The following is a 2,654-nucleotide window of genomic DNA, read 5'->3' as shown; positions in this document are numbered from 1 at the left end:
ATATGGATAGGTAAGAATTTGATGTTATCTCTTTCTTTTCCCCCCATTCACACCGTGCAAGCGACTTTCACCGCACACGGCGTTCCATCGTTATTTACCTTCTATAATTCAATAATACTATTACCAGTTAACGACCTAAATTTGTTGAGTAATTTTAGTTTTTTATCAGTTAAATTAAGTTTCGAAAGATATTTATTTATGATTACTTTTTCTTTTGCATGGATAAGTTTGTGTGCATCCTTTGTGATAAATATTAGATTTTTATATTCATCTTTTCCGCCTAAAGATTTTGGTTTTATATGATGTATTTCCATATTTCCAATTATCAGTTCTTGCCCCGATATACTACATACACCTTTTTGCCCGATGTATCGTGAGATACGATTGTCGTATAATTCAATACTATAGCCAATTGGTTTTGTCTTAAGAAGATATTGTATAATTCCAAAGTTGACTTTACGTAAATTGGCATGAATTAATTCTCTTCCTATTTTTGTATATGGGGTTATATTCTGATTCATGTTTTTGGGCATGATAGTTTGCACATAACTTGTAGGGAAGATTGTAACTCCACTGATATTGTATAGCTTCCCTTTGAATCCATTGTATCTTTCTTGAAATAATTTACTTGTACTTCCTTTATTACTCAATGAGTTTTTCAGTCGCAATTCAATGTATTTCCTAAGAGGATAATCAATTTCTTTAAAATCTTTGCTAACAAGACTGGCAATTCTATAATAATTTTGCATACCTAGAATTGTTGAGTTAAGTTTTATTGCTTCTTCTTGTGGACGCTTTGTTTTAATTTTTTTGATTTTATCCTTTAGTTTTTCTATACACTTTTTCTTGCTTGATTCACTCATTTTACTTCTTACAACGAATTTATCTTTCTTTTTTTGAGTGCCTATTTCGATTCCCAAGAATTCTGTTGAACCTTTTCTTAGGTTTGTAATTCCCGATTTTTCTTCGTTGATTTCTAAACCTAATCTTTCTTTAAGCCATTGTACTACAGCGATATACGTCTTTTTAGCGTCTTTGTAAGTTCTGCAAAATATTCTGAAGTCGTCGGCATATCTTACGATAAACATTTCCTTAAGACAACTTGTTCTCTTTAACGTGTTATATTTTACTGACCTATCAAGACGTTCTACTCCACTGATTACTCTATTTCTTTCGTAATTTTTTCTTGTTTTTAGAGTTTCCCACTGGCTAGATATCCACCAGTCTAATTCATTCAAAACAATATTAGAAAGTAATGGAGAAAGTATACCTCCTTGAGGTGTTCCTTTAAAAGGAATCCCTTCACCCTTGATTTCACCTTTCAACATTTTTGAAAGTATTGAGATAACTTTCTTATCCTGTATCCCCAATTTCCAGATTTGTTTTAGTAATTTTCCATGATTTACATTGTCAAAGAATCCTTTGATGTCGATATCAATAACATAGTGTAGTTTATTTTTATTAATGAAGTTGTAACACCTTGAAATGGCATGGTGTGTACTCCGATTAGGTCTAAAACCATAACTATGTGCATAGAACTTACTTTCACAGATTGGTTCTAAAATTTGTAGGATACATTGTTGAATTAGCCTATCTTCAATCGTAGGTATTCCTAAAGGTCTTTGTTTACCATTAGGTTTAGGAATGAATTTCCTTTTAATCTTTTGTGGTTCGTAATTTTCTAATCGCTTTCGAACATAGCTAATAATTTTATCTGGTTCTTTTTCGCCTATGTCGATTATAGTTCGACCATTTGTCCCGCCAGTTTTGCTTCCTTTGTTTTTCTTGATGTTTCTGAAAGCAAGTAGGATATTGTTCTCACTAGTAATCAATTCATATAGGTTGCGAAATCTTATTCCTTCTTTACCATTTTTGTAAAGCGAATCGAATAGTTCTTGAGTGTTGTAATATTCGTTGTGTCGAAGTTTCTTTTTCTTTAGGTTTTTAACTTTCACTAGTCGACTACTCACTTTCTGCTTTCGTCTCTCTTAGTCATACACGAACCTAGTCAATTAGTATTTTGAATTACGGTTAAGAAATAACGACTAATGGCTATCCCTCCATTATCTTTCGATAACTTCTCAGGTACTATGCCATCACTTTCACCTCTTTTAATTTGGGTTATGAATTTCCCAAAACCACTTCGTAGAATATAGGTTCTCCATGTAAGAGGCTTACCACGTTCCACTCACAATATCCTTTATATATACCCTTAGGTGCAATCTCTAGCCCTGCTAACTTGATACTGCCTATAACAGTATAAGGACTTTCATAAAGACATTTTTTACTCATCCTCGTTAGCCCCACACTTGTGGTATCAGCATTTCTACTGATTATTCCTTTAGAGCCTTCCATTCGATTGTTCGTCAGTTATTAGTTTTCAATCATAACATTCTCACCATAGGTACTTTATGGACTCCCGGCTTATGGGATACATTACCTACCTCTAGGAAACTTTCGTCAACTTGATTTGTTACGGTATCTTTTAGCCGACTTCACCGAGCTTATAACCACTTGAATCCTATATTCAAATCGCTATTCGGAGGATTAGAGAGAACCCTTCAAGGCGTTACCCTATCATTTGATTCTTCATGTGAATAGTTCTATCGAATAAAATTCGATGTCTAACCTTTTAAGTTAGAAACGTGTCGCAC

The 2,654-nt window shown here is 33.3% G+C and carries 1 protein-coding gene; it reads right to left on the bottom strand.

Annotation, left to right across the window (positions count from 1 at the left end; translation table 11 throughout):
* Positions 1–101: 101 nt before the first annotated feature.
* A complete protein-coding gene (gene ltrA, locus ACRPLY_RS26720) occupies positions 102–1,955 on the bottom strand; it encodes a group II intron reverse transcriptase/maturase (RefSeq protein ID WP_432232219.1) in 1,854 nt (617 codons plus the stop codon).
* Positions 1,956–2,654 lie beyond the last annotated feature (699 nt).

Source organism: Priestia sp. TGN 0903, assembly GCF_050846855.1.
Classification (GTDB): Bacteria; Bacillota; Bacilli; order Bacillales; family Bacillaceae_H; genus Priestia; species Priestia zanthoxyli.
The sequence above is the reverse complement of the archived record's forward strand: the minus strand, read 5'-3'. Positions and strand labels throughout refer to the sequence as shown.